Source organism: Agromyces sp. Y182 (assembly GCF_059445385.1).
In genome coordinates, this window is the sequence record NZ_JCAIUF010000001.1 from 2,804,922 (window position 1) to 2,827,627 (window position 22,706).

20 protein-coding genes are annotated in these 22,706 nt (G+C 70.0%); 9 read left to right on the forward strand and 11 right to left on the reverse strand.

The genetic code is table 11. The features are described from left to right. The first annotated feature begins 119 nt into the window (after nt 1–119). Entirely contained in the window at nt 120–758 is a 639-nt protein-coding gene (locus AC1C2R_RS12860) for an RNA polymerase sigma factor (RefSeq protein WP_495352880.1), read from the forward strand. Next, nucleotides 755–1,258: a hypothetical protein gene (locus AC1C2R_RS12865; protein WP_495380182.1), complete on the forward strand. Its 504-nt coding sequence runs from the start codon at nt 755–757 to the stop codon at nt 1,256–1,258. The genes AC1C2R_RS12860 and AC1C2R_RS12865 overlap by 4 nt, the downstream gene beginning before the upstream one ends. A 93-nt stretch (nt 1,259–1,351) precedes the next feature. On the opposite strand, the gene AC1C2R_RS12870 is transcribed toward AC1C2R_RS12865, so the two are convergent. The 5 genes from AC1C2R_RS12870 to AC1C2R_RS12890 form a co-directional block, all read right to left on the reverse strand. Then, the gene (locus tag AC1C2R_RS12870; RefSeq protein ID WP_495380183.1) at nt 1,352–2,074 is read right to left on the reverse strand and encodes a VOC family protein; all 723 of its coding nucleotides are present in this window, start codon (nt 2,072–2,074) and stop codon (nt 1,352–1,354) included. A gap of 221 nt (nt 2,075–2,295) precedes the next feature. Then, nucleotides 2,296–2,856, reverse strand: a complete 561-nt coding sequence (locus AC1C2R_RS12875) for a beta/gamma crystallin family protein (protein ID WP_495380184.1) — start codon at nt 2,854–2,856, stop codon at nt 2,296–2,298. Nucleotides 2,857–3,358: 502 nt separating this feature from the next. Next, nucleotides 3,359–4,927: a DEAD/DEAH box helicase gene (locus tag AC1C2R_RS12880; RefSeq protein ID WP_495352884.1), complete on the reverse strand. Its 1,569-nt coding sequence runs from the start codon at nt 4,925–4,927 to the stop codon at nt 3,359–3,361. Nucleotides 4,928–5,159: 232 nt separating this feature from the next. After that, nucleotides 5,160–5,789 carry a DUF1684 domain-containing protein gene (locus AC1C2R_RS12885; RefSeq protein WP_495352885.1) on the reverse strand — a complete coding sequence of 210 codons (630 nt, stop codon included), beginning with the start codon at nt 5,787–5,789 and terminating at the stop codon, nt 5,160–5,162. Continuing rightward, nucleotides 5,786–6,382 (reverse strand): hypothetical protein, encoded by a 597-nt coding sequence (locus tag AC1C2R_RS12890; protein WP_495380185.1) that lies wholly within the window; start codon nt 6,380–6,382, stop codon nt 5,786–5,788. Before AC1C2R_RS12890 ends, AC1C2R_RS12885 begins: the two co-directional genes overlap by 4 nt. A 100-nt stretch (nt 6,383–6,482) precedes the next feature. Between AC1C2R_RS12890 and AC1C2R_RS12895 the strand changes: the two genes are divergently transcribed. Both AC1C2R_RS12895 and AC1C2R_RS12900 read left to right on the forward strand, forming a co-directional pair. Continuing rightward, the gene (locus AC1C2R_RS12895) at nt 6,483–7,736 is read left to right on the forward strand and encodes a hypothetical protein (RefSeq protein ID WP_495380186.1); all 1,254 of its coding nucleotides are present in this window, start codon (nt 6,483–6,485) and stop codon (nt 7,734–7,736) included. 80 nt (nt 7,737–7,816) lie between these two features. Next, nucleotides 7,817–8,401, forward strand: coding sequence for a 2-phosphosulfolactate phosphatase (locus AC1C2R_RS12900; RefSeq protein ID WP_495380187.1), 585 nt, complete (start codon nt 7,817–7,819; stop codon nt 8,399–8,401). Between the two features lie 46 nt (nt 8,402–8,447). Here the strand turns inward: AC1C2R_RS12900 and AC1C2R_RS12905 are convergent, their stop codons facing one another. From AC1C2R_RS12905 to AC1C2R_RS12920, 4 genes are all read right to left on the reverse strand, one after another. After that, nucleotides 8,448–9,059, reverse strand: coding sequence for a CGNR zinc finger domain-containing protein (locus AC1C2R_RS12905; protein ID WP_495380188.1), 612 nt, complete (start codon nt 9,057–9,059; stop codon nt 8,448–8,450). Nucleotides 9,060–9,266: 207 nt separating this feature from the next. Continuing rightward, nucleotides 9,267–10,670 carry an HNH endonuclease signature motif containing protein gene (locus AC1C2R_RS12910; RefSeq protein ID WP_495380189.1) on the reverse strand — a complete coding sequence of 468 codons (1,404 nt, stop codon included), beginning with the start codon at nt 10,668–10,670 and terminating at the stop codon, nt 9,267–9,269. Nucleotides 10,671–10,923: 253 nt separating this feature from the next. Further along, nucleotides 10,924–11,550 carry a SprT-like domain-containing protein gene (locus AC1C2R_RS12915; RefSeq protein ID WP_495380190.1) on the reverse strand — a complete coding sequence of 209 codons (627 nt, stop codon included), beginning with the start codon at nt 11,548–11,550 and terminating at the stop codon, nt 10,924–10,926. A 4-nt stretch (nt 11,551–11,554) separates the two neighbouring features. Then, entirely contained in the window at nt 11,555–12,748 is a 1,194-nt protein-coding gene (locus tag AC1C2R_RS12920; protein WP_495380191.1) for a PQQ-dependent sugar dehydrogenase, read from the reverse strand. A gap of 48 nt (nt 12,749–12,796) precedes the next feature. Here AC1C2R_RS12920 and AC1C2R_RS12925 point away from each other — a divergent pair, with 48 nt between their 5' ends. The 4 genes from AC1C2R_RS12925 to AC1C2R_RS12940 all read left to right on the forward strand — a co-directional run bounded on the left by AC1C2R_RS12925 (nt 12,797) and on the right by AC1C2R_RS12940 (nt 16,978). Beyond that, nucleotides 12,797–13,588: a LamB/YcsF family protein gene (locus AC1C2R_RS12925; protein ID WP_495380192.1), complete on the forward strand. Its 792-nt coding sequence runs from the start codon at nt 12,797–12,799 to the stop codon at nt 13,586–13,588. Beyond that, nucleotides 13,585–14,217, forward strand: a complete 633-nt coding sequence (locus AC1C2R_RS12930; RefSeq protein ID WP_495380193.1) for a 5-oxoprolinase subunit B family protein — start codon at nt 13,585–13,587, stop codon at nt 14,215–14,217. The genes AC1C2R_RS12925 and AC1C2R_RS12930 overlap by 4 nt, the downstream gene beginning before the upstream one ends. Before the next feature lie 155 nt (nt 14,218–14,372). Next, entirely contained in the window at nt 14,373–15,233 is an 861-nt protein-coding gene (locus tag AC1C2R_RS12935) for a 5-oxoprolinase subunit C family protein (protein ID WP_495380194.1), read from the forward strand. A 77-nt stretch (nt 15,234–15,310) separates the two neighbouring features. After that, a complete protein-coding gene (locus tag AC1C2R_RS12940; protein ID WP_495380195.1) occupies nt 15,311–16,978 on the forward strand; it encodes a glycoside hydrolase family 10-like protein in 1,668 nt (555 codons plus the stop codon). Between the two features lie 162 nt (nt 16,979–17,140). Here AC1C2R_RS12940 and AC1C2R_RS12945 read toward each other — a convergent pair whose 3' ends face one another. Together AC1C2R_RS12945 and AC1C2R_RS12950 are read right to left on the reverse strand one after the other, a co-directional pair. Continuing rightward, the gene (locus AC1C2R_RS12945; protein ID WP_495380196.1) at nt 17,141–18,001 is read right to left on the reverse strand and encodes a spermidine synthase; all 861 of its coding nucleotides are present in this window, start codon (nt 17,999–18,001) and stop codon (nt 17,141–17,143) included. Nucleotides 18,002–18,070: 69 nt separating this feature from the next. Then, nucleotides 18,071–18,823 (reverse strand): spermidine synthase, encoded by a 753-nt coding sequence (locus AC1C2R_RS12950; RefSeq protein ID WP_495352898.1) that lies wholly within the window; start codon nt 18,821–18,823, stop codon nt 18,071–18,073. Nucleotides 18,824–19,172: 349 nt separating this feature from the next. Here AC1C2R_RS12950 and rpoB point away from each other — a divergent pair, with 349 nt between their 5' ends. Further along, entirely contained in the window at nt 19,173–22,664 is a 3,492-nt protein-coding gene (gene rpoB / locus AC1C2R_RS12955; RefSeq protein ID WP_495352899.1) for a DNA-directed RNA polymerase subunit beta, read from the forward strand. Nucleotides 22,665–22,706 lie beyond the last annotated feature (42 nt).

The window sequence follows — 22,706 nt, forward strand, 5'->3', positions numbered from 1 at the left end:
AGGGGACCGTGCGGCATGGAAGACACCCGGGGAACGCGAAAGGCGAGGGGATGCGGCGTCGGCCCGCGGGCCGGGGTGCATGCGCCGATGCGGCGCGGCGCGGTTAGGCTGGCTCGACCATGGTTGACGATGCCCGATCCGACGCGGTGCTCTGGCTCGAGGCGACCTCGGGCACGGAGGCTTCGTTCGGCGTCGTCTACGACCGCTATCGCGCGCGCATCTTCCGCAAGGCGTATTCCCGCACGCTCGACCGCACTGAATCGGAAGACGTCGTCGCCATGGTCTTCCTCGAGGCGTGGCGGCGCCGACACGCGGTGCGGTTCGTCGACGGTTCGCTCCTGCCATGGCTGCTCGTCGTGACCACGAACGTGTCACTCAACAGCCAGCGGTCGGGCAGGCGATACCGGCGCTTGCTCGCGAAGCTCCCGGCCGCCGAGTTCTCGGCCGATCCGAGCCATGAGGTCGGTGAGCGGCTCGACGGCGAGCGCATCGCGCGCGGCATCGCCGCAGCACTCCAGCGCCTGAATGCGAGCGATCGCCGCATCGTCGACCTGTGCCTCGTCGACGAACTCTCGATGGCGACCGTCGCGAGCGTGCTCGATCTGCCCGTCGGCACCGTGAAGTCCCGGCTCTCGCGGGCGCGCACGAAGCTCCAGCAGGCGCTCGGCGACCTTCGTGAGCCACGAGAGCACGGCGCCCCGGGCGCCGCGCCCGCTTCGGGCGCTGCATCCGTCGACGACCTGGGGGTGACCGGATGAACGGGCCCGAGATGCGCCCCGAACGGGATGCCGCGATTCGCGAGATGCTCCTCGATCACGTGCGCTCCGAGCCGGTCGCCCAGGCCAAGCGCCGTCGCACGCGACTGCTCGGCTGGGGCGGTCTCGGCGTGCTCGTGATCGGTGCCGCCGCCACGGCGGGTGCGGTGCTGCTGCAGCCCACCGCAGTCTCGAACGCCGAGATCGTGCTGTGCATGACGGCCGCGGAACGCAATGCCGATGGCAGCTATCCTGGCTCGTCGGCGACGATTGCCTCGCCGAGCGGCGAGGGCAGGGTCGCCGATGCGGTCGAGCTCTGCTCACTGATGTGGCAGCAGGGGGTGCTCGACGCCGAGTACGATCCGTCGGCGCAGAGCAACCCGCCGGGCCGCGTTCCCGACGAGCTGCAGGCCTGTGTCATGCCCGACGGGAGCGCGGTGATCGTGCCGTCTTCGAATGCGTCGATCTGTCCCGCGCTCGGTCTGGCACTGCTCGACGACTAGGTGGTGTCTCGCACTCGTTCGGTCCAGGCGATGATGGCGTGGAGGACGGCTCCGGCACGGGAGGTGGTGGCCACCCCAGTCGGCGGTTCACTCCTACTTCGCCGCGGACACGTCGACCTTCGCAGCGGACACGTCGACGCAGACGATTCCCTTGTTGCCATCCTGATCGGCGATCACCGTGAGCGATGGCGTGTCGCTGTCATCGACGACGATCCCGCCCGCGGCGAGGGCGGCGGCGATCCGTTGCTCGGCCACCTCGGGCGCCACGTAGACCTCGATGTGGAACCGGTGACGCGGGGTCTCGTGCTCGTCGGCGTCCCCGAACCACAGGTTCGGTACCCGTCCCGTGGCGTCCCGGATTTCGTCGCTGGGGGACCCGCGGCCCTGGGACTCGGGGCTCCCGGTCAGGAGCGCGGCCCACACTGGGGCGATGGTCGCTGAGTGGCCCGTGTCGAGGCCGAGCTCGATGTGGCTGACCGAGGCCGGTTCGGCGGCGAGGCTGTGGTCGGCGGCGATCTCGGTGATCCGGCGCGCCAGGTCGACGTCCTGCTGGGTCACCCATTCGACGATGTGTTCGGTGCCCTCGTCGTCGCGGTAGATGGCGTCGTCGCTGATCAACTCGAGATCGACGTACCCATTGCCGATCGACACGCGCGGGTGGTGGCCGAGCGCGTCGCCCGCCTCGCCCACCGCGACGACGAACCGTGCGCCGGTGCCGAAGTCGTCGACCACGTACCGGGCATGCAGTCCCTGGGCCAGTTTGCGCCAGTCGGTCAGGTCGGCGGCGGCGATCTGCTTGCCCTTGAGCATGTCCATAGACATGAGTTTAACTCTGGTTCAGCCGCAGCGGCATCAGAGAATCCACTTCGAACTCGTGAGGCGCTCGGACCTCGTGCAGACGCGCCTCACCACGACCGTCGCAGCCCGCGGCCGGCTCAGTGGATCGCCCATGCTGCCCGTGACGACGATCGGCGACCGCGCGCAGATGAAGCGGCTGGTCGGCCGGACAGGCTCATGCGCCGCACGATCCTACCGGCCTAGCCGAACGTGCCGGCGGGGCGGAAGACCACCGAGCGCACTTGGTCGTTCAGGGTGCCGACGCCGCCACACCATGGCGTGCAAGTCAGGCGGGATCCGCCGTAGCCCGTCGTCGTGTACAGGGAAACCCAGCACCCGTTGGAGCCGCCGGCTGAGCTCACGTTGTTGCTCCAGCCCGAGGGCATGCTCGAGAAGCCGAAGAGCACGCCGTAGCATCCGCTCGACCCCCAGAGAGTGAGGCTCGAGCCGCCTCCATTGCTGTCGGAGTAGACGGTGCCGAGCGGGGTCGTGGCTGCCGCAGCCACACCGCGCGACGACGCATCCGCCGCGGCGATCAGATCGAGATATCGGTCGACGCTCTGTCGCTCCGCGAAGCAGACGGGCGTCGCTTCGACGACCGGTGCATCGACGGGTTGCACTTCGACGGCGCAGTGCACTGGGGCGGCGGCCCTCTGGACGGCGGCATCGAGTGGTGCCGCCGTCGCCGGTGAGACCGCAGCAAGGGTCGCGAACACGAACGTCGTTGCGAGTACAGCGCCGATCGCACGGATCTTCTTCATCGGGTTCCTCTTCTCACGCGGCCGCTCGGCCGCACACATCGTTATGTCCGGCACGGGCGTGGGGTTCCGCGGCGACCCGATGGAACCGCCGACGGGGATCCGGACATATCCGTGTGAGGGACGGAGGTTGTGGATGCGAGGAACGAGAGTGATGGCGACCACGATCGTCGCCGGTGCGATGGCGGCGACGATCACCGTGGCACTCATGGTCGGCGGCGAGATCGGTCGGGCGGTCATATCGGGATTGTGATCGCACGCCGTCGCGCTCGCCGTGCGCGGTGCCGGCCCGCAGGGGACTCGGACCGGTTCAGATTCACGGTGAGCAACGGGCCGGTGTCGGGGGACGCCGGTCCTTTCGGCGCGGCCTGTCACTTCGGCGGGTCCTGCCAAGTCGGCGCGACCAGGAGGAAAGTCGGGGGCTCAGCACGCTCAGCTGCACCACGAGACACGAACGGCCCCGACGAGCGAACTCGTCGAGGCCGTTCAGCCGGGTGTTCGGGCGTCAGCCCTGGGCGCGCCGGTTGCCGCGCGAGTTGCCCGAGGGCGAGACGAGGCTGCCGACACGAAGCGGCGCCTTCGCGCCCGAGCGAGCGGATGACCCGCGCTGCGCGCCCGTCGTCTGCGCGCCGCGGCCCTGGCCGCCACCCTGCTTCGGGGCGTTCGCACGCGCCTCGGCCGGGCGGCCCGAGCGGTCGCGGCGGGGTGCGCCCGCGGCATCCGACTGACCGTCGCCGTTGCCGCCACGACCGCGTCCGCGGCCCTGACCGGCACTCGTGCGGCCTTCGCCGGCGCCGCGCTCGTCGCGAGCGGTGCGTTTGCGCTGCGCGTTGGCGCCCTGCGAGCGGCCGCCGCCGCCCTGCTGCTGCACAGCCGCACGAGGCGACGGCTTCACGAAGGGAGCGACGTCGCCGACGAGCGTGGTCACGGCCGCCGAGGTCGCGGTGACCTGCTGCGGCGTGACGGTGATCGCGGCCTTGCGGAGCAGCGTCTTCAAGTCTTGCTTCTGCGCGGGCAGGCTGATGGTGACGACGTCACCCTCGCTGCCGGCGCGGGCGGTGCGGCCCGAGCGGTGCAGGTACGCCTTGTGCTCCATGGGCGGGTCGACGTGGATCACGAGCTCGATGGCGTCGACGTGCACGCCGCGGGCCGCGACATCCGTGGCGACCATGACGTTGGCCGAGCCGTCGGAGAACGCGGCGAGGTTGCGGTCGCGCTGCGGCTGCGAGAGGTTGCCGTGCAGGTCGACCGCGGGGATGCCCTGCTCGGTGAGCTTCTTCGCGAGCTTCTTCGCGTGGTGCTTGGTGCGCATGAAGAGGATGCGACGACCGGTGCCCGAGGCGAGGGTGCGCACGAGCTCGTTCTTCGCGTCGACGTCGGCGACCTCGAACACGTGGTGGGTCATCGCGGCGACGTGCGAGGTGGCCTCGTCGACCGAGTGCAGCACCTCGTTGTGGAGGAAGCGCTTGACGAGCTTGTCCACACCGTTGTCGAGCGTCGCCGAGAACAGCAGGCGCTGACCGCCTGAGGGGGTCTTGTCCATGATGCGCGTGACGACGGGCAGGAAGCCGAGGTCGGCCATGTGGTCGGCCTCGTCGAGCACGGTGATCTCGATCGCGTCGAGCGTGACGAAGCCCTGCTTCATGAGGTCTTCGAGACGGCCCGGGCAGGCGACGACGATGTCGACGCCGGCGCGCAACGCGTCGACCTGGCGCTTCTGGCTGATGCCGCCGAAGATCGTCGTGGTCTTCAGGTCGTAGGCGGCGGCGAGCGGCGCGAGCACCGCGTCGATCTGGGTGGCGAGCTCGCGGGTCGGTGCGAGCACGAGGGCGAGGGGGCGGCCCGGGCGGCGACGTCCGCCGGCGAGCGTGGTGCCGAGGCGCGCGATCATGGGCAGCGCGAAGGCGATGGTCTTGCCCGAGCCGGTCTTGCCGCGGCCGAGCACGTCGCGTCCGGCGAGCGTGTCGGGCAGCGTGTCGACCTGGATCGGGAACGCGGTGGTCTTACCGTCGGCGGCGAGGGCCGCGACGAGGGGGGCCGGCACGCCGAGCGTGCTGAAGGTGATGTCGGTCACTGGTGCCTTTCAGGGCAGAGCACACCGCTGGTTCGAGCTCCGGCTTGCGGAGGGTTCTCGGCCCGGCGGTGGGTGTTGTGGCGAAGGCGCCGGTCGGCGCATCCGTTCGCCGTATGAGAGTCAACGGGCCACTGCACGATGTGCGGTGCCCGGAAGCGTTTCTACGACGCAAGCGGCGCGTTCATCGCGGCCGCCATCGATCACTCTAGCGGATGACCCTGTGCAACCGCCGTCAGCGGGGCATCCGTTCGCCGACGGGCACGTCTTCGCGCAGCGTGTTGCCCGGTTGGGCGAGCGGGCAGGACCACGACGGATCGTAGGCGCACGACGGGTTGTAGGCGAAGTTGAAGTCGATGACGAGGGAGTCGGGCTCGGCGCCCGGCCCGAGATCGGCGCCCTTCACCGAGTCGAGCAGGTATCGCCCGCCGCCGTAGGTGCCGCCCGGGGTGCCGGCGAGTCGGTCTTTGACGGGCAGGAAGAGTCCGCCGCCGTAGCCCGTGAGCCGCCACACGTCGAGGGTGCCGAGGTAGGGAACGCGCACCTCGCCGATGAGCGAGAACGGAATCACGCCGTCGGTCGCACTGTCGACGGTGATGCGCACGGGCTCGGCGGCGCGGCGCACCTCGAGTTCGAACCGCCAGTCGGGGTCGTACCTGGCCACCGTGAGTCCGGTGAAGCTGGCCCGGTCGTCGGGCAGCAGAGGCGATTGCGGATGCCCCGCGAAGAGCTCGTCTCGCGCGGACTTCCACAGCTCATGGCCGGCAGCGGGGGAGTGCACGCTCAACTGACGCACGCCCGAGTAAAGTCCGAAGACGCGTCGTCGCCAGTCGGCCAGCTGGAGGGCGCCGATCGTGTCGGTCATGCCGCCGCCCCCATCGAGGCGAGCGTCGCCGTTGCCGCGGTCTCCGATGCCGCGGCACCGCCGGCACCGCCGGCACCGCCGGCACCGCCGGCATCGGCGGCATCGGCGGTGCCCGGAGGGTCGTACCGCCAACCGGGTGCGAGCTGTCGCAGCCGTATGCCGCGCCACTGCCAGAACGCCCAGGTCGGATACCAGGCGAGCGCGTCGAGGGCGCCGGCGCTCGCGAGCAACCGGTCGCGGTAGAGGGTGCGACCATCGGGGAGGGCCGAGACGGCCATGCGGTGATCCCAGCTCTCGAACGCGGCGAACGGACCGGTCTCGGCGCCACCGCCGTCGCGCAGCATCCGCACGCCGACGGGCAGGCCGCCCGGGCTGCTCAGTTCGACGCGCTCCTCGCCGATCGGATAGCGGCGGAAGGCGAGCACGCGCAAGCGGTGCGGTCCCTCTGGCCAGACCGTCGGCAGACCGCCCGGCTCGAGCGAGTCGAAGTCGAGCCACGGCGCGACGACCTCGCGCAGCACGGCCGGACTCCGGAGCGCCCGCCATGCGGCATCCGGAGTGCAATCGAGCGTGAGTTTCAGCAGCACCCGCATGAGCTGAGAGTAGGGCGCTCGGATGCCCCTGCCAAGCGCCGCGCCGGATTCGAAGCTGACGCACGGTTCAACCGAACCACGAACGCCTAGACTCCCGCTCATGCCCGACGGACTCTGGTGGTTGCCCTCCCTCGTCGTGTTCGCGGCCGCTGTCGCCGCACTCGCCGGTGCGGTGGTGGCGCTGCGCCGGAGCGGTGCGCGTCGGGAGCGCGGCGCGCTCGCCGAAGGCGCCGAGGCCGAGGCGAGGGCCAAGGTGTTCATCGTGCAGGCCGACAACGCCGTGCGCGATGCGGAACGCGAAGTCGCCTACGCGGAGGCGCAGTTCGGCGCCGAGCAGGCGCGGGCGATGCACACGGCGCTCGATTCGGCACGGGGCTGGCTGCGGGAGGCGTTCATCCTGCAGCAGCGTCTCGACGACGCCGAGGTCGATACCGTGGCCGAACGACGCACCTGGAGCGCCCGTATCGAAGGCCTCTGCGTCTCTGCGATCGGGGTGCTCGACGATGCGAAGTCGTCACTCGCCTCCAGGCGACGCAGCGAGCGCGGGGCGCACGCCGAACTGCCGGCGCTGCGCGAGCAGGTCGAGCAGCTCGGCCGCCGACGACTCGAGGCCGAGGCGATGCTCGGGCGACTCGGCTCGAGGTTCGCGCCATCGGCGCTCGCCGCCGGGCGAGGGGCGGCGACCCGGGTCGATGCCGCGCTCGTCGAGGCGACCGTCGCGCTCGACGCGGCCGAGGCGAGCCTCGCACGTGCCGAGCCGGCGGCCGGTCGGCTGGGGTCTGCGGAGGATGCGCTCGTACGCGCGACCCGCGACCTCGATGAGATCGACGCCGTCGAACTGGCCCTCGCGGCCGCGCAATCGGATGCGTCGCGGGAGGCCGCCGCACTCGACGGCGAGCTCGTGGCAGCGCGGCGCGAGCGCGATGCTCAGGAGGATCCCGACGCTGCCGAGGTGCTCGGATCGGCGATCGGCGACGGCTCGGCCGCGATGGCCGGGCATGCCGAACTGGCCGGCGACCCGTTCACCGACCGCGACCGGCTCCGGGCGTGCCGGGACCGGCTCGAGGTCGCACTCGCTGCGGCTCGCAACGCGCAGGGCCGTCTCGACGGCGCCCGCGGGGCGCTCGGCGGGGCGATCGCCATCGCCGAGAGCCAGTTGCGGGTTGCCCGTGCGGCGATCGATCGGGGCGGACACGCGGTCGGCGCCGACGCCCGCACCAGGCTGGCGGAGGCCGAACGCCAACTCCTCATCGCCCATCAGGAGCCGGATCCGGTGGCGGCGCTCGACGCGGCGCGCCGGGCGACATCGCGGGCGAGTGACGCCGAGGCGCTGGCGCTCTACCGCGCGATGTGAGCGGTTCCCGCGCCGCGGCCCGCGTCGAGATCCCCGTCATCCGGCGCAGGCACCCCCGCCGCACGGGATAACCTGTGCGGGTGAACGAGCAGAACCCGGGCCCCGAGGCCCAATCGACGTATCAGGTGCGGTTCGACTGGGGTCGCCGCGGTACGGCACGCATCAGCGCCGGCGCCGACCTGCTCGTCTGGGTCGATGTGGTTCCGGATGCCTCGGTGCAGGACCTGCCCGAGGGCGTCGTCGAGCTCGCTCCCGCGCAGGCCGCAGTGCTCGCCGCGGGACTCGTCGACGCCACCGCGACCGCGCGCTGGATCCTCGCCGAGCAGGAACGTCTCGGGCGCCGTGCCTTCATTGCGATCATCGCCGCGGGTGATGCCGCGGAGGGGTTCACCGCTGAAGACCTGCTCGGTGCGGGAGCCGTCATCGATGCGCTGGCGTCGCTCGGCATCGACGACACCTCACCAGAGGCCGCGGTCGCGAGCGCGGCGTTCGGGGGCCTGCGCCGGGCGGTGCGTCACCTCACCTCGGCGTCGGTCTCGGGTCGTGCGGCCGCAGCCGCGGGCATGAGCACCGTCGAGTTGCACGGGGTCGCCGCACTCGACTCGATCCAGACGGTGCGAGTCGTTCGCCCGAGCGGGGCGGCCGCCGAGGCATCCGTCGACTAATCGAGGTGCCCGCGTTTCGTCGTCGCGCGGTCGTCGTGGTGACCACTCACGCGGCGGGGCGCACGGCCTTCCGCGCCCGGTGTGCGCGAACTTTGGCGCGATTTCCGCAGCGCTGCATGGAGCACCATCGACGACTCGCCGCCCTCGAGGTGTCGAGGTACACGACCTCGCAGTCGGCGCCCGAGCAGCAGCGGATGCGCTCGACGCTCGCCGGCGCGAAGAGGTCGACGGCATCACGCGCGATCGTGGAGAGCGACTGCGGCACGGTTTGCACCGAGCGGCCGGCCTGCCGGGTGCCGCCCGCGAGCGACGGCGGAATGTCGGGTGTGGCCGCATAGAGGTTCACGAGGTCGACGTCGGCGGCGCGCAGCTGCTCTTCGCGGCTCGCGGCCACCGCCATGCGGCTGATCGCATCGCGAAGTGCGATCGCGTCGAAGAGATCGCGGGAGCGCGCCGCGCCCACGGGCACAGGGAACCGTTCGTACAGCCACCGCGTGAGGTCATCGGGCGCGTGGAGTCTTTCGCCCGACTGCAGGCCGCCGATCTGGCCGGTGTAGGCGAAGTCGAGTGCGAACGAACCCGAGTCGAACCACCAGCGAGTGCCTTCGCCGCTGGTGAACCATTGCCCGACGGCGATCGAGACGGTGGAGACGGGCATACAACCAAGGTACTGGCTGACGGGTCGCCTCATCGACGGCGTGGCTCGGGGATGTATGCGGCGAACGGCATGGTCGTAGACGTAGCGAGCGAGGCGCCTCGCGATCTCTGAGTCCGGGCGCCGGGCGCCGGGCGTCGGGCCGTCGGGCGTCGGGCGTCGCAGTCGACACATCAACGATGCGCCTGTCGGGGTCGGCTGATTCCCGGGTCAGGCCGCAGCGTGCTGACGTTCGGGCAAGGCGAAGCGCGCCTTGCCGCCAAGTCGTGGTGTCCGGTGCGGATCGACGTGCGGTGGTGGTATGAACCACACCTCACTCGCGGTCGCGCGAATCTCCCAAGCTTCGCGGTGGATCATGTGGTGGCAGAAGCTGCACAGCATGACGCCGTTGGCGAGGTCGGTCGGCCCGTCGTCGCGCTTCCACCAGCGGATGTGGTGGGCGTCGACGTAGCCGATGTTCTGCCCGCACGAGGCGCAGCCACCATCGCGCTCAGCGAGAGCGAGACGCTGCGCCTTCGTGAAGCGGCGAGCGGTGCGACCGAGGTCGAGTGGCAGGGATTGGCCGCCGAGGACGGCGGGAATGAGTTCGGCGTCGGCGGCCATGCGCCTGGCGGTGCCGGCGGAGATCGGTTGCTCGATGCCATCGATGCCGGCATGCCCGAGCCCGTCGGTGAGCGTGCGCAGGTCGAGGCGGATCACGACGGTCGTCTTGGCAAGCGGGGTGAGGGTCTGCGTGCAGCCGAGGGTGTGCCGGGCGAGAGCGGCGAGTGCGTCGGCTTGGATCTGCGGGATCGACCGTGCATCTTCGATCACGGCACCCGTCTCGTCGGGTTTGGGCTCCCGTCGGCGCAACACGTCGCTGACGAGCGCCTCGATGGCTGCCTTGAGGGGTGCGGCGGACTCCGGGTCGAGCCGGGCGTGCAGGTGCAGCATGCCGGCGCCGTCTTCACGCATCGTCAAGGACCGCTCCTGCCGGAGGGCCTCCTCGCGGGGCTCGACCCCGGATTCGTCGAGACGCGCCTCTGCTTCACGGACTCCGCGCAGGAGCAACTCGAGGGGAACCCGCCCGGCGAGTTCGACGAGTGCGGCTTCGACCACGTCGGCCAGTGCCGCGTCGGCGCGCAGCGCGACGCGGTCGAGCATCGAGGTGATCGCCGAGGCCGCCTCGACACTGATCGACGCCGTCGCCAAGGTCGCGGCAACGTGTGGGTGGGGCGCGGGGGCCCGGTGACCGCCGAAGGTCTGCCGTTCGGCGGTCGCGGTGCCGACCGCGATGTGTTTCGCAGCATCGCCCCGCGAACCGCCGAGGGAGGCCGCGATGAGCCGGACCGGGTTGTGAAAGCCCTGCGCCTTCGCGAGGCCATCGTTGCCGAACGTGCTGCCCGAGCGCTTGGCGACTTCGGCGGCAACCCGGGTCAGCAACGCGTCTGCGTCGCGGCGAACCTGCGCGAGCGTCTCGGTCACTCGCATCAAGGCCGCGTCGCTCATTTGCTCGAGCTCGCCTTGCGTCGAACCCGTGGTCGCACCGAACGCCGGCAGGCCGTCTGCCCACCTCGCGCGCAAGGCATCGAGGTCGCGTTCGAGCGCCTGCAGCGGTAGCGGGTGTTCTTCCATGCTTCGATCCTGCACCCACCCACCGACATTCGGAGCGGGTCGGAAAATAAACCTGATCTGCGAAAACCGCCTGTGGAGAACTTGGCGAATGCGACACTGTGGAGGATGAGTCAGTGGGGTTTCACGCCGACGAAGCGGGCAGCCGAGCTGGTGCGCGGCAGGAGGCATCCGTCGGCTCTCTCGAACCTCACGGGTGCGCGGTCGACTCGCACGTGTCGAGACGACCTGCAGGCGGCAGGTGCGCCTACCTCGCTCAGCCGCTCGCCGCGCTCGCCGCCTTGCGCCGCACCGCGGCGGTGATCTCGCGGCGGTGCCACACGATGAGGTTCGTCAGGTCGAAGCCTCGGCGGCACAGTCCGCAACTCAACTGGCGCTGCGGCTCGCGGTAGCGGAAGTGCTCGTGGCCGGCGGGGCACTGCCCGATCCAGGGCGCGAGTTCGTGGGCCACTTCGCCGTCATGGGTGCGACGGCCGACGTACCCGAGGCTCGATGCGATCGACGCCCACTTCGGCCCGTGTGCTGCGCGCGGCCCGGCGAGGGCGTGCGCGACCTCGTGCAGCAGGATCTGGTGGATCTCGTCATCGTCGTAGCGGGCGGCGAGGTAGCGCGAGACCGAGATGCGTTTGTCGGTGTAGTTGCAGAGGCCGGCGCGCTTCTTCGCGTTGTCGAACCCGAACGTCCAGGTGGCATTGTCGAGATGCAGCGCGATGAGGGCCTCGGCCCACCGCCGCACGCGCTCGAGATCCGCCATGGAACAGACAATAGCGCTGACCGGCGACACCGGCGAGAAGGCGGCGACCCCCGATCGGGTGCAGATTCCGGCCGCCAGCGCCAGCGCCAGCGCCAGCGCCAGCGCCAGCGCCCGCGCCCGCGCCCGCACCCACCTAGCCGGTCGGCGCGAGCGGCACCCGGTACAACCGGTCGTCGCCATCGCCGGGCGACCCTCGCCCATCGGTGTTGTTCGAGATGAGCCAGAGCGAGCCGTCGGGTCCGGCGGCGACGTCGCGGATGCGCCCGAGCTCGCCCGCGAACCAGGGAGTCGCGGTGGGTGCGCCGCCGCTCGTCGCGGGTGCCACGGTCCAGACGCGTTCGCCGCGCAGCGCCGCGAGGAAGAGCGTGTCGCCGATCACCGCGAGCCCGCTCGGGCTCGACTCGGAGGTGGGCCACTGCACGACGGGGTCGAGGAACCGACCGTCGCCGGCCTGGCCCTCGACGATCGGCCAGCCGTAGTTGCCGCCGCGCGAGATGCGGTTCAGCTCGTCCCACGTGTTCTGCCCGAACTCCGCGGCCCACATGTCGCCGCGCGCGTCCCACGCGATGCCCTGGGGGTTGCGGTGGCCGAGGCTCCAGACGGCATTCCCGAAAGGGTTGCCGGGTGCCGCTGCGCCGTCGGGCGTGACTCGCAGGATCTTGCCCGAGAGCGAGGCGGGGTCTTGCGCGGCATCCCGGTTGCCGGCGTCACCGGTGGTCACGTAGAGCAGGCCGTCGGGCCCGAACGCGATGCGGCCGCCGTTGTGGTTGGCCCCGCCGCGCGGGATGCCGGTGACGACGGGCTCCGGCGCGCCGAGCGCGAGTGCGCCGGGTGCGCCGGTCAGCGGCATCCGCACGACCCGATTGTCGGATGCCGCGGTGTGCGCGGCGTAGACGCGATCGGGCCGCTCCCCGTCGCTCGCGAGAAAGGCGAGACCGAGCAGCCCGCCCTCGCCCCCCGCCGCGACGCCGGGCACGGTGGCAGCGAGCCGCAGTGAGCCGTCGGCCAGCACTTCGACGATGTCGCCGCTGTCGCGTTCGCTGACGAGCACGCCGCCGTTCGGCAGCAACAGGATCGACCACGGCGCGTCGAGTCCCGCCGCGATCGCCTCCGGGGTGCCGGCCGGTTGCAGCACGGGAGGCGGGGGAACAGGCGTCGCGGGCGGTGACGTCGACGGCGGGGCATCCGTGGATGCGAGCGGGGTCGGGCTCGGCAGGGGCGGCTCCGATGCGCAGCCGGCAAGACCGGCCAACGGCACGACGAGCGTGATCAGGGCGACGGATGCTGCGCGCAGACGCAGGTCGTCTCGAGCATGACTGCGCGGCATCCGGCCCTCCCCACCCCAGTCTGCGCGAGTCCGCGCCAGAATGGGAGCATGCCCGTCGAGAACGATGCGAACAGCATCGACCTGAACAGCATCGACCTCAACAGCGACCTCGGCGAGTCGTTCGGGGCGTGGCGCCTGGGCGACGACGAGGCGATGTTCGCCCTCGTCTCGAGCGCGAACATCGCGTGCGGCTTCCACGCGGGCGACCCGATGACGATGCTCGGGAGTGCTCGGCTCGCCGCCCGCATCGGCGTCGCGCTCGGCGCGCACCCGGGCTACCGCGACCTCGCGGGCTTCGGGCGACGCGCGCTCGACACGAGCCCCGCCGAGATCGCCGCGGAACTGCTCGCGCAGCTCGGCGCCCTCGACGGACTCGCCCGTGCGGCCGGCACCCGCGTGCGTTACGTGAAGGCGCACGGCGCCCTCTATCACCGGCTCACGAGCGATGACTCGGCTGCTCATGCGTTCGTCGAGGCCGTCGCCGCCTACGACGCCTCGCTTCCAGTGCTCGGCCCGCCGGGCAGCGCGGTCGAACGGGCAGCGGATGCCGCGGGCATCCGGTACGCCCGTGAGGCGTTCGTCGATCGGGGGTACGTGGCCGACGGCTCCCTCGTGCTGCGAGGGGAGCCGGGCGCCATGATCGACGACCCGGCCGCGGCATCCGATCGGGCGCTCGAGATCGTCGAGACCGGCGGCATCACCGCCGATGACGGCAGCAGAGTGGAGCTCGCCGCGGACTCGCTCTGCGTGCACGGCGACACGAGCGGTGCCGTCGCGATCGCCCGGGCGGTGCGCGCTGCGCTCGAACGCTCCGACATCTCGATCGAGTCGTTCGCGTGAGCCGCCGCCTGCTGCCGAGCGGTGACGCAGCCCTGCTCGTCGAGTGCGACTCGCTCGAGGAGGTGCTGGCGCTGCACGACGCGCTCGCGGCAGAGCCGCCCGCTGGTGTCATCGAACTCGTGCCGGCCGCCCGCACGATTCTCGTCGCGGTCGATCCCGAGCGGCTGCCGCTCGAGTCTGCGGCGACCTGGGTGCGGCGCATCCCGTCCGAGGCCGGTGCGCGGCGCGCGGGTCAGGTCGCCGGCGAGGCGGTGATCGATGTCGTCTACGACGGCGATGACCTGTGGCAGACGGCCGGCCTCCTCGGTGTCTCGCCCGATGCGTTGGCCACAAGGCACCAGGCCGCGGAGTGGCGGGTCGCGTTCATCGGGTTCGCACCCGGATTCGGCTACCTCGTGAGCGACGGCTGGCCGTTCGAGGTGCCGCGCCTCGACGCTCCCCGCGTCCGGGTGCCAGCGGGTGCCGTCGCGCTCGCCGGAGCCTTCGCCGGTGTCTATCCGCGCCAGAGCCCCGGCGGGTGGCGTCTGATCGGGCGCACCGATGCCGTGCTCTGGAATCCGAGTGACCCGGTGCCCGCATTGCTCGTGCCCGGCCGTCGCGTGCGCTTCCGGGCGGTCGACGGCCCATGAGTAGTCTCACCGTGGCTTTCAGGGTGCTGTGCCGGGGCGGTGATCGCCCTTGAGTAGTCTCACCGTGGCTTTCAGGGTGCTGTGCCGGGGCGGTGATCGCCCTTGAGCGGCCTCACCGTGGCTTTCAGGGTGCTGTGCCGGGGCGGTGATCGCCCTTGAGCGGTCTCACCGTGCTCGAGACAGGGCCGCTCGTGCTCGTCGAGGATCTCGGCCGGCCGGGCCTCGCCCATCTCGGCGTCGCCGGCTCAGGGGCGCTCGATCGCGCAGCCCTCGCGCTCGCGAACCGGCTCGTCGGCAACCCCGACGGCACGGCTGGGCTCGAGATCCTGCTCGGCGGGTTCCGTGCGCGATTCGACGAGGAGACCTGGATCGCGGTCGCCGGCGCTTGGGGGCCGGTGACGCTCGATGGCCGGCCCGTCGCGCTCTACACTGCTGCACGCGCGAGTGCAGGTGCGCTGCTCGAGATCGCACCGGCCGCACAGGGCCTCAGATACCTCCTCGCGGTGCGCGGCGGCATCGACGAACCCGAGTCGCTCGGCTCGCGCTCTCGTGACACGCTCGCCGCGATCGGTCCCGACCCCGTCGCCGCGGGTCGTGTGCTCACGATCGGCGCGGCGCCCGCGGCATCCGTGCCCCTGCTCGACCGGGAAGCGGCGTTCCCGCCGCCGACCGGTGCCGTGACGCTCGCCCTCTTGCCGGGGCCGCGCGCCGATTGGTTCACGCACGATGCACGTGCGACGCTCTTCGACACCGCATGGCGCGTGTCGGAGCAAGCCGACCGGGTCGGCGCGCGCCTCGCCGGCCCCGCACTCGAGCGGCGGGTGCCCGGCGAGCTCGTGAGCGAGGCGACGGTGCCGGGCTCGATCCAGGTCGCCGGCGACGGCCGGCCGACCGTCCTGCTGGCCGATCGCCCGGTCACCGGCGGCTATCCCGTCATCGCGATCGTCGCGCCCGCATCGCTCGATGCCGTCGCGCAATTGCGGCCCGGGTACGAGGTGCGATTCCGTCACGTCTGACCTGTGGAAACAACTCTTCACATCCGGTGTCAGGCATGGAAGTATCTTCCAAAACGGACCGACTCGGAGGATCAACGATGCCCCTCGACCGCACACCGCCCGCTGACCAGACACCGCCCGCCCAGACCTCGCCCGCGCTCCACCGCAGGGGGTTCCTCACTCTCGCGGTCGCCGGAGCCGCGGCGTCCGCGTTCACCGTGACCGTCGGCACGCTCGCCGCGACCCCCGCGATCGCATCGTCCGTGACCGGCGACGCAGCCGCCGATGCTGCCGCCGACACAGCGGCATCCCGCAAGCGCGAGCTCCGCGCGATGTGGATCTCCTCGGTGGTGAACATCGACTGGCCGTCGCGCACCGGACTCACCGCCGACGAGCAGCGCGCCGAGTTCCTGCACTGGCTCGACGTGGCCGAGCAGTTCAATCTCAACGCCGTCTTCGTGCAGGTGCGCCCGACCGCCGACGCGTTCTGGCCGAGCCCGCTCGAGCCGTGGTCGCAGTACCTCACGGGCGTGCAGGGGCAGGACCCGGGCTACGACCCGCTCGCCTTCATCGTCGAGGAAGCGCACCGCCGCAACCTCGAGCTGCACGCCTGGTACAACCCGTACCGCGTCTCGATGGGGGCCGATCCGGCCGCACTCGTGCCCGAGCACCCCGCGCGTGTGCACCCCGAATGGGTCTGGGCGTACGGCGGCAAGCTGTACTTCGACCCGGGCCTGCCCGAGGTGCAGGAGCACATCCAGCAGGCGATCCTGCATTCGGTCGAGCACTACGACCTCGACGGCGTGCACTTCGACGATTACTTCTACCCGTACCCGGTGGCCGGGCAGTCGATTCCGGATGCCGCGACCTACGCCGCTCACGGCGCCGGCTTCGACGACATCGCCGCTTGGCGCCGGCACAACGTCGACACGTTCGTGAGCTCCGTCTCGGAGCGCATCACGGCGCTGAAACCCTGGGTCAAGTTCGGCATCAGCCCGTTCGGCATCTGGCGCAACCGCGCGACTGACCCGCTCGGTTCGGAGACGGCCGGCTCGCAGTCGTACGACCTGCAGTTCGCCGACACCCGCAAGTGGGTGCTCGAGGGTTGGCTCGACTACATCAACCCGCAGATCTACTGGCAGTTCGGCCTTGCGGTCGCCGACTATGCGAAGCTCGTGCCGTGGTGGGCCGACGTCGCCGCGACATCCGGAACGCACCTCTATATCGGCGAAGCCCTCTACAAGGTGACCTCGGGTGTCTTCACCGACCCGGCGGAACTCTCGAACCACCTCACGTTCGACCGTGAGATCGACGCCGCACAGGCGCCCGTGCACGGCAACGTCTACTTCTCGGCCAAGCACGTGCCGGCCGACCCGCAGGGCTCGATGTCGCGGGTGCTGGCCGATCACTACTCGCGGCCCGCGATCGTGCCGGCGATGCCGTGGCTGCCCGCGACCGAGGTGCGCACCCCGGTGCTCGCGACCGCACTGCGGTCCGAGGGTGGTGTCGCGCTGCACTGGCTCGATGCTGCACCGCCGAAGCTCCGCGCCACCTCGTTCGCGATCTACCGGGTCGATGGTCGCGTCGACCAGATCGACGTCGAGCACCCGGGCAACCTCATCGCGACGGTTCGGTCCGCCGACAGCGTGGTGCAGCGATTCGTCGACGCGACTGCGGCTGCCGGTGTCCGTTACAGCTACGCGGTGACCGCGCTCGACCGGGTCTGGAACGAGACGCCGCCGAGCCGGGTGCGCACCACCCGCTGAGCCGAGCCGCAGAAAACGGAGATCTGCCCTCGATCGGAGATCTGCGTGGGAATCCATCCGATTCTGCGCAGATCCCCGATCTGATGGCGGGCGCGACTGCCAGCGAGAGGAAGGATGCCGCGTCAGGCGTCAGGCGTCAGGCGTCAGGGTCAGGGTCAGGCGTCAGGCGCCGGGCTTCGAGAGGAATATCGACCGGGCGGGTGGCGGCGACGGCACCGCCGTGGCATCCGTCACGACGGGTGCGCCTGCGATGAAGCGCCGGAGCTCATCGCCGTCGACGAGCTTCGCCGGGGCCGGGTCGCTCGCGAGGCGCCGGGGCAGACCGTCGAAGGGCAGCTCGTCGTGCGAGGCGTACATCACGATATTGCCGAAGCGGCGGCCCTTCAGCATCGAGGTGTCGGCCGCGATCGCGAGGTGTGGGAAGACATGGGCGAGCGTCGCGGCCTGCGACCGCGCGAAGCCGAGGCCGGCGCCGTCGGCGACGTTCACCGCCACGATGCCGCCCGGCGCGAGTCGAGGCGAGACGAGCCCGTAGAACTCTGCACTCGTGACGTGCGCGGGTGTGCGGGCGCCCGAGAAGATGTCGACGACCGCGATGTCGACGGCGCCGTCGAGTCCGGCGGGCAGCTTCGCGAGCACCTCGCGAGCGTCGCCGTGGCGCACGCGCACCTGAGCGCCGCGGGGGAGCGGCAGGTGCTCGCGCACGAGATCGACGAGCTCGGTCTCGAGCTCGATCACCTGTTGGCGTGAACCGGGCCTGGTCTCCGCGACGTACCGCGGCAGGGTGAGCGCGCCGCCGCCGAGATGCACCGCGGTGATCGGTTGCCGGTCTGGGCGCACGAGGTCGATCGCGTGGCCGATTCGCCGTACGTACTCGAAGCCGAGCCAGTCGGGCCGCTCGAGCTCGACGTGGGATTGGGGCGTTCCGTCGACGTAGAGGGTCCACGAGCCGGGCGCTTGACGCGACTCCTCGAGCCGGGCGAGGTGGCCGCTGACGGCGAGGCGGCGTTCGAGGTCTGGCACGGATGCCACGCTACCGCGCACCGCCCGTCGGGGAGCCGCTGCTCGCGGGCGAGCGAGTGCGGCACGTGTTCAGCATGCGCCCCAGAGCGCGAAGTCGAGTCGCTCGCCGTCGAGCACGCCGGCGGGATGCGGACCGAGGGTGAGCAGTTGCTCGCGAAGCCCGACCGGCAGACGGGCGGGTGCGGCGATGAGCACGGCATTGCCCTCTTCCGCGCCCGAGAGCACCTTCGGGTCGCCGGCGACGAGGAGCGCCGCCGAAGGATCGGCGCGGGCGATCGCCCGCGTCTGACTCCGGAGCCGGGTGAGGCCCGCCGCGTCGGCCACGTTCACGGCGAGCACGCCGCCGGGCGCGGTGAGTCCGAGGCATCCGCTCATGAACTCGATGGAATCGACGAACGCCGGCGCCTCCAGTCGGCTGTAGAGGTCGACGATGACGAGGTCGAACTGCTCGGCGACAGTGGCGATGACGGATGCCGCGTCGCCGATCACGAACGTGACGCGCGCGTCGGCGGGCAGCGGCAGGCGCGCGAGCACGGTGCTCAGCAACTCGCGGTCGAGCTCGACGACGAGCTGCTCGGAATCGGGCCGGGTCGCCGCCACGTAGCGGGCGAGCGTGAGGGCGCCGCCGCCGAGGTGCAGTACGCGAAGCGGGGTACCCGGCGCGGCGAGGGCGTCGACGACGTGACCGATGCGACGGGTGTACTCGAAGAACAATCGGGTCGGATCGACCGCGTCGACGTGCGACTGGGCCGTGCCGTCGACGAGCAGGGTCAAGCCGTTCGACGAGAACACGTCGGCCTCGAATTCGATGCGCGGCTCCATTCACGAATGGTGTCACGGATGCCTCGCATGCCGCCTGGCCTGTCGCCTTGCATGTCGACTGGCAGGGGGCCTCGCCCGGTCGGAAAGCCGGTGCTGAGTGGACGCGAAATCGGGTTATACCGGAGAATCGCAGACAAATCAAGAATCGACTGGACACGGCGCGCCTGGCGGCATATAGTTAACCTTTGCGCTCCCAGACCCACCATGCCTTCATATTGCGGTCGGCTTCGTGTACGTGTCGAGATTCTGTGCGGTTCACCGCTGGGATATTCGGCCGCATTCGTCTGAGGGGTTCCACTCTCCGCTACCGACAGTGAACCGGCCCGACGGGGCCATGGAGGTTTTTCACTTGGCCGCTGCGCGCAACGCAACCACGCCCACCCCCAAGAACGGACGCGGTGCAAGCCGTCTCTCGTTCGCCAAGGTCACCGATACCCTCACGGTACCCGACCTGCTCGCCCTTCAGACCGAGAGCTTCGATTGGCTCGTCGGCAACGATGCGTGGAAGACACGCCTCTCTGATGGCAAGGCAGCCGGTCGTGAAGACCTGCCTGAGACCACCGGTCTCGAGGAGATCTTCGAAGAGATCTCCCCGATCGAAGACCTCGGTGAGACCATGCAGCTCTCGTTCACCAACCCTGAGCTCGAGCCTCCGAAGTACACGATCGACGAGTGCAAAGAGAAGTCGAAGACCTTCTCAGCACCGTTGTACGTGAACGCGGAGTTCATGAACCACCTCACGGGTGAGATCAAGACGCAGACCGTCTTCATGGGCGACTTCCCGCTGATGACCCCCAAGGGCACGTTCGTGATCAACGGCACCGAGCGTGTCGTCGTCTCGCAGCTCGTGCGTTCGCCGGGTGTCTACTTCGACCGCACCGCCGAGAAGACCTCTGACAAAGACATCTACTCGGCTCGCGTCATCCCGAGCCGCGGTGCCTGGCTCGAGTTCGAGATCGACAAGCGCGATCAGGTCGGCGTTCGCATCGACCGCAAGCGCAAGCAGTCGGTCACGGTGTTCCTCAAGGCCCTCGGCCTGACCTCGGAAGAGATCCTCGAAGAGTTCGCCGGCTACGAGTCCATCGCCCTCACCCTCGAGAAGGACAACATCCTCACGAAGGAAGAGGCGCTCAAGGACATCTACCGCAAGCTCCGTCCGGGCGAGCAGGTCGCTGCCGAGGCCGCGCGTGCGCTCCTCGACAACTTCTACTTCAACCCGAAGCGCTACGACCTCGCCAAGGTCGGCCGGTACAAGATCAACAACAAGCTCGGCCTCGAGGCTCCCCTCACCGACTCGGTGCTGACGGTGCAAGACATCGTCGCCACGATCAAGTACCTCGTCGCCCTGCACGATGAGCGCACCACCCTGCCCGGCCGCCGCGCCGGCAAGGCGGTCGACCTGCGCCTCGACGTCGACGACATCGACAACTTCGGCAACCGTCGCATCCGCGCCGTGGGCGAGCTCATCCAGAACCAGGTGCGCACCGGCCTCAGCCGCATGGAGCGCGTCGTGCGTGAGCGCATGACGACGCAAGACATCGAGGCGATCACCCCGCAGACCCTGATCAACGTGCGACCCGTCGTCGCCGCGATCAAGGAATTCTTCGGCACCTCGCAGCTCTCGCAGTTCATGGACCAGAACAACCCGCTCGCGGGTCTGACCCACAAGCGTCGTCTCTCGGCGCTCGGCCCCGGCGGTCTCTCGCGTGACCGCGCCGGTGTCGAGGTGCGAGACGTGCACCCGTCGCACTACGGCCGCATGTGCCCGATCGAGACCCCGGAAGGCCCGAACATCGGCCTCATCGGTTCGCTCGCATCGTTCGCGCGCATCAACTCGTTCGGTTTCATCGAGACCCCGTACCGCAAGGTCGTGGCAGGCAAGGTCACCGAGCAGATCGATTACCTCACCGCGATGGAGGAAGAGGACCACATCGTCGCGCAGGCCAACGCCCCGCTGACGAAAGACGCCCACTTCGCCGAAGAGCGCGTGCTCGCCCGCAAGAAGGGCGGCGAGGTCGACCTCTTCCCCGCAGACGAGATCGGCTACATGGACGTCTCGCCGCGCCAGATGGTGTCGGTGGCGACCTCGCTGATCCCGTTCCTCGAGCACGACGATGCGAACCGCGCCCTCATGGGTGCCAACATGCAGCGTCAGGCTGTGCCGCTGCTGCGCAGCGACTCGCCGTTCGTCGGAACCGGTATGGAGGGCTACGCCGCGGTCGACGCGGGTGACGTGGTCACCGCCGACAAGTCGGGCGTGGTCACCGAGGTCTCCGCCGACTCGGTCACCGTGCAGCTCGACGAGGGCGGCACGCAGAACTACTTCCTGCGCAAGTTCGACCGCTCCAACCAGGGCACCTCGTACAACAACCGCGTTCTCGTGAACACGGGCGACCGCATCGAGGCCGGCGAGGTCGTCGCCGACGGCCCTGCGACCGACAACGGCGAGCTCGCGCTCGGCAAGAACCTGCTCGTGGCGTTCATGCCGTGGGAGGGTCACAACTTCGAAGACGCGATCATCCTGAGCCAGAACCTGGTGAAAGACGACGTGCTCTCCTCGATCCACATCGAGGAGTACGACGTCGACGCGCGCGACACGAAGCTCGGCAAAGAGGAGATCACCCGTGATCTCCCGAACGTCAGCCCCGACCTGCTCGCCGACCTCGACGAGCGCGGCATCATCCGCATCGGCGCCGAGGTCCGGCCCGGCGACATCCTCGTCGGCAAGGTCACGCCGAAGGGCGAGACCGAGCTGTCGGCCGAAGAGCGCCTGCTCCGTGCGATCTTCAACGAGAAGAGCCGTGAGGTTCGCGACACCTCGCTGAAGGTTCCCCACGGTGAGCAGGGCACGATCATCGCCGTCAAGGTGTTCGACTCGCAAGACGGTGACGACGAGCTCGGCTCGGGCGTCAACCAGCGAGTGGTCGTCTACATCGCCCAGAAGCGCAAGATCACCGAGGGCGACAAGCTCGCCGGCCGCCACGGCAACAAGGGCGTCATCTCGAAGATCCTGCCCGTCGAAGACATGCCGTTCCTCGCAGACGGCACTCCGGTCGACGTCATCCTGAACCCGCTCGGCATCCCCGGCCGCATGAACTTCGGCCAGGTGCTGGAGACCCACCTCGGGTGGGTCGCCAAGCAGGGCTGGAAGGTCGAGGGCAACCCGTCGTGGGCCAAGAAGCTCCCGAAAGACGCCCATGAGGCCGCGCCCGGCACCAAGGTCGCGACCCCGGTGTTCGACGGTGCGCTCGAGGAGGAGATCGCGGGTCTGCTCGACTCGACGCTCCCCAACCGCGACGGTGAGCGGCTGATCGACTCGAGCGGCAAGACGCAGCTCTACGACGGTCGCTCCGGCGAGCCCTTCCCGTACCCGGTCTCGGTCGGCTACATGTACATCCTGAAGCTGCACCACCTCGTCGACGACAAGATCCACGCGCGTTCGACGGGTCCGTACTCGATGATCACCCAGCAGCCGCTCGGTGGTAAGGCGCAGTTCGGTGGTCAGCGATTCGGTGAGATGGAGGTCTGGGCGCTCCAGGCCTACGGTGCCGCGTACGCGCTGCAGGAGCTCCTCACGATCAAGTCCGACGATATCCTCGGCCGCGTCAAGGTGTACGAGGCGATCGTCAAGGGCGAGAACATCCAGGAGCCCGGCATCCCCGAGTCGTTCAAGGTGCTCATGAAAGAGATGCAGTCGCTCTGCCTGAACGTCGAGGTGCTCTCGGCCGATGGCACGGCTGTCTCCCTCCGCGACACCGACGACGAGGCCTTCCGCGCTGCGGAAGAGCTCGGCATCAACATCTCCGCGCGCTTCGAGTCGTCGAACATCGACGAGATCTAAGCCAGGCCAGTAGACGATTCCAGAGACTTTCCAAGGAGAGAA